The 4,477-nt window shown below is 30.5% G+C and carries 7 protein-coding genes; 4 read left to right on the top strand and 3 right to left on the bottom strand.

Annotated features, from left to right (window positions below):
* Window positions 1-273 precede the first annotated feature (273 nt).
* The 3 genes from ACQKNX_RS25575 (at window position 274) to ACQKNX_RS25585 (ending at window position 2,504) form a co-directional block, all read left to right on the top strand.
* Window positions 274-459, top strand: coding sequence for a hypothetical protein (locus ACQKNX_RS25575; RefSeq protein WP_427431336.1), 186 nt, complete (start codon window positions 274-276; stop codon window positions 457-459).
* A gap of 61 nt (window positions 460-520) precedes the next feature.
* Complete coding sequence (locus tag ACQKNX_RS25580) at window positions 521-736, top strand: hypothetical protein (RefSeq protein ID WP_427431337.1); 216 nt, start codon at window positions 521-523, stop codon at window positions 734-736.
* A 1,261-nt stretch (window positions 737-1,997) separates the two neighbouring features.
* On the top strand, window positions 1,998-2,504 hold the full coding sequence (locus tag ACQKNX_RS25585; RefSeq protein WP_427431338.1) for a hypothetical protein: 507 nt from the start codon (window positions 1,998-2,000) through the stop codon (window positions 2,502-2,504).
* Window positions 2,505-2,543: 39 nt separating this feature from the next.
* On the opposite strand, the gene ACQKNX_RS25590 is transcribed toward ACQKNX_RS25585, so the two are convergent.
* Window positions 2,544-2,975 (bottom strand): hypothetical protein, encoded by a 432-nt coding sequence (locus tag ACQKNX_RS25590; RefSeq protein WP_427431339.1) that lies wholly within the window; start codon window positions 2,973-2,975, stop codon window positions 2,544-2,546.
* Window positions 2,976-3,110: 135 nt separating this feature from the next.
* Entirely contained in the window at window positions 3,111-3,671 is a 561-nt protein-coding gene (locus ACQKNX_RS25595; RefSeq protein ID WP_427431340.1) for a sigma factor-like helix-turn-helix DNA-binding protein, read from the bottom strand.
* 390 nt (window positions 3,672-4,061) lie between these two features.
* Here ACQKNX_RS25595 and ACQKNX_RS25600 point away from each other — a divergent pair, with 390 nt between their 5' ends.
* Window positions 4,062-4,430, top strand: a complete 369-nt coding sequence (locus ACQKNX_RS25600) for a hypothetical protein (RefSeq protein ID WP_427431341.1) — start codon at window positions 4,062-4,064, stop codon at window positions 4,428-4,430.
* Here the strand turns inward: ACQKNX_RS25600 and ACQKNX_RS25605 are convergent.
* Window positions 4,411-4,473, bottom strand: coding sequence for a hypothetical protein (locus ACQKNX_RS25605; RefSeq protein WP_416493008.1), 63 nt, complete (start codon window positions 4,471-4,473; stop codon window positions 4,411-4,413). The two genes, ACQKNX_RS25600 and ACQKNX_RS25605, sit on opposite strands and share 20 nt — an antisense overlap.
* Window positions 4,474-4,477: the final 4 nt, after the last annotated feature.

Here is a 4,477-nt window from a genome sequence, read left to right on the forward strand (position 1 = left end):
GACGTTGACGTGACATAGTAGCACGCTCCTTTAAGTTGGTAGTCTAAGTGTACTAGCCCTTATTTTTTATGTCCAACTTAGTGTAGCCGATTCAGATTTTATATGTTGATAGACCAGGAGTTGGTGTGGTGTAAATAAAGATACTTGAGGTGAAGGTGATTCTAATTAAAATTTACTAACAAATTTGTCCTTCTTTTAAAAATGTTATGTATAAATATTATAGGTTGATAAAATACATGTTAAGTCCCCTTTATGAACAAAGGAGGTATTAATATGGATCAATCTATATTAATGAATTTTATTAGTAATGTTGGTTTTCCGATAGTAGCGTTTCTTATGGTTTTTTGGAAATTTGATAAATCCCTAGCCTTATTGACAGAAGCAGTCAATAATAACACGCAAGCAGTGCAGTTATTATTGCAAAAAGAGCAGAGGGAGGGGGGCGAACATATAAATTGATGTTGTGCTTTAGCGGTAAAGGATCGAAAAAAATATCATAAATATATTTGAGGTGATAGTGGTGGATGGCAGATTTGAACAAGAAGTTATTGAACTGTTGACACCAAAAATTAAAGCTGTGTTAAGGCAAACTAATAAGCAAAATCAAAAGGATTTAGAGCAAGAACTAATCTTAATAGTGTTATCAACGATAAAGAGAAAAGGATTTAAGCAACTCCCTTCCTTCTTTGAACTTTTGGATAAAGAAAAAAATACGCAAACAGAAAAAGAGAATTGACGGAAATATAGAGAATTGTGAAACAATTTTTGTAGAAGGGAACAGCAAAACCAAATCGTCCACTATGTACAAACTTACAATTAAAAGTATCAAACTCTCAAGTTAATTTTAAGCTGCCTAACTTCCATTTAGAGAGTGTTCCACACCCAAAGCGAACAGATTTCCATATTGAATTGTAAAATATAAGTTAGAAAAGGCTGTGCTACAGGTTTGAAAGATTTAGCATAGCCTTTATTTATATATTCTTTTATAGGAAATGTGATATTGAAGTAATGGACCAAATACAAATTGGAAATAAAATATAAGTCATTAAAAGTAATTTATACATGATAATTTTTGTATTAAAATATAATAGAAGTCAAGTATAAGAGATTTTTTGCAGGAAGTAGTAGCGCAACGACATACTATGTATTATATGGTTTAATATAGCTAGTTTACGCATATTCTCGATCAAATCGTATAACTTTGGCCATTTTAAAATATTAAAAATGATTAAAGGTTGTGAATAAAGATGTTGAGAAACAAAATAATTGCAGCAGTCGTTACACTAGTAATCGGGATATTTATTATTCCGCTATTTATTGGCTCTTCTTACAGCATATCATATGGTATTTATAGTACTATATTTACTGGGCCTGCAATGCTTGTAGCCATATTGGTATCTATACTGATTGAACATTATAGTAAAATTATGAATATCTATGTCATGTGTATTAAGCATTTACTTTGTGCTTTGACCTATTCTTTATTATTTAGCTTGGTAATGTCTGATAGTAAATCTACATTTAACGATAGCATTTATTTAACTATCTCAATAAGTAGTATATTTGTAACAATATTTGTGATTAGTGATTATTTGCTGAAAGTTTTTTATAAATGGCGAGTAAATAATCTTTCAAAAAATGATTAAAATTAACATAGAAAAACAAACTCTAGCACAAAAAGACCGTTAAAACGGTCTTTTTTCTAGTTATTTTGCCAACTATCATAGGAACGTCCAACGTTCACAAATTCACTTTTTAAAAATGGCCAAAGTCCCCCTATTTCTTTGGGGTTATCTGGAACAGCTGAATAAATTATTTCTGGTCCTTTCTTTAACGAATTAACGAAGCAGTTAGAGGTATGTTTTGATTTAATAATAAAAACATACTTTTTTATCAATAGAGTAAAAGGATGAATTTACGAGAATTTTAAGTTAAATAGAGTGAAAATATATGAAATTTGATATAATTTTTAAAAAATAAAAATGAGGAGGAACTCTATGCGGAAACGTACAATTTTCATAGTCATTTCTGTAGTTTTAGTCAGTATTGCTTTAATGGGATTAGATATTTATGAAAATAAAACAAGAGAAGCTGCTCTTAAGGCGGAAGCTGAAAAAGTTTATACTGTGTCTGATATTATGAAAGATGCTAACTTTGGTGATGAAAATGCAACTTTGTATATTGGAGCAGTGGTAGCAACATTGCAAGAACCTTTTCCTACAATCAAAATAGAAAATGTAGATCAGAAAAAGCGAATTATCAATGAAATAAATAAATTACAACTTAAACAAATCAAAGGTTTCACATCATTAGAAAAAACTGCGTATCTTATAGATATTACATTGAATAAAGAATATACATTGTATGTATTTGAAAATGAAAAACAAATACGTTTTCTAGATTATGATGACTCAACGGGAAGTGTAAAAGAATATCTTTATTACTATACCATTCTTAATGGAGAGGATTTTTTTGAAGCTTTAAAGGATGTAACTCAAACATAAAAACCTGCCAATTATAGGCAGGTTTTTTATGTTGAGAAATTAATTAAGTTTTTCTGTTGCATCAACGATGTACTTTAAAACTGTTCTGCTAGTATGAAGGTTAAACGCTACATAGTAAGTTATTGTTAGTGTGATATTCTTATACCCACTATTAATTGCTTTTCTATGGATAGCGCTCATTTGTCTTGCACCATTTTTAGCCCTGTTTATCAGGTCTTCTTTTACACCATTCATTCCGTCTGAATAAATTAGAGCGGTACGATTGGCAACTGTTTTAGCAGAAGTCTCGCCAAAGACGATATTTAAAACTTCTGGACTAGTAAGATAGTAAGCATCCGCCATTATATGCTCTGGATATTTAGATTCTAAATGTGATGCCCCAGTAAGTAATGCATGCTCCATTTTTAATAATGTTGCAGGTGTTACAGTAATTATAGAAGAAGCACCTCTTCGAGAACTAATAATCGCCATATTGAATTCCTCCTTAAAATTTAATAAAAAAGTGTTAAAGTTGGCCAACCTAACACTTTTAAAAGGGAAATTTAAAGCGATTTATCAACCACTTGTGGGAGTTTTTAATCTAAAAACCTTCTATAGACTTGTAGTTTAATTCTTATCTTTAATATTCTGCTTTGCCAATTCATACTCTTTTTTAATTTTTCGTAACGCTTGATTTTTGATCTTATTGATAGCTTGTATCGAAACACCAAGCGCCAAAGCCAATTCCCCTTCAGTCCAATCCTTCACAAAAAGTAAGTACAAAATCTCTTTTTGTTTTGCACTTAATCTAGAAACGATTTCGTACAGTTGTTTATCTTCAAAAATTATTTCTAATTTACAAGATTCAACAGGAGTGGAGAATTCAAAATCATGGAGGTTTTGTTCATCTGGAATTAAATCAAGCAATTTGCTCCCTCCATCGACGTTTTTATCTAATATCAATTGATTCAATTTACTGTTTTGGCGAATTTTTTTATCAAATTTTTGAGATTCAAAAATTAAAGTTTGTGAAAAATAACTAAGTAGTTGAATCTTTCGACCATGAATTTTAAACAACTTTTCAATCAATTCTTTTTTGCGAGCAGTAGGCTTTTCTAAATAACTTTGATACAACTCTTTTATTTCTGCGTTTTTCAAGAAGTTTTTTAGCAATCGGTTTTGAATCATAAAAACCAACTCCTTTACATTAGTGAAAACATGTTCTATGGAAGGGAAACCTAAAAGTAAAATTGGTCTATTCCTACATGTTTTTTATTTATATAAAGGACTTTTCTTGAAACAAAATCAACTTATACATTTGATTAAAATTGTTAGGGAATTTTCGATTAATTTACTGGGGAAATCGTATTTTTTAGTGGGATAATAGGAGGAAAGCGATAATTTTTTTAGAGAAAATATAGGGGGAAACCAAGGTTTACATGATAATAGGTGTTGCTTTAATTAAGTTTGGTATTTGATTTTAGGAAAAAATTTTTCTAGGTTGTTAAAAAGAGATCATTACCCCCTTTATGGAGTGTTAGCAGCTAACACAAAAATTAACATACTGGAGGTTATACTATGTCTTTCACAACATCTGAATACGTTAGAACAATTACAGTCTCAAAGTCTACATTAGAAAATATGATAATTGCTCAAAATAATACTGTAAGGTATTGGCGAGGTCAGCTTAATACGGCAAATTTTAGAGCTAGCATTATTGGTCTAGGTGCAACTGCTTTAGGTTTTGTGTTTAAATCAACAGTAGCTGGAGTGATTCTTACAGTTCTATCAGGTGCTCTAACATCGGCGACTACATCATATAAAGAAGTGGTTGTTTCGTATGCTTCCTCGGGTTTGGAATATATTATTGAATTGTTTTCAATTATGAAAAATAACCCAGGTATGTCAACACTAAACTGGACAAAAATTATAAGGTCTGTTGCTTGAATTCCACTGGAGTTAAATAGCCTAGTGTCCCATGAATTCGAATGTTA

Source organism: Lysinibacillus sp. NPDC093712 (assembly GCF_050280025.1).
Lineage (GTDB): Bacteria > Bacillota > Bacilli > Bacillales_A > Planococcaceae > Lysinibacillus.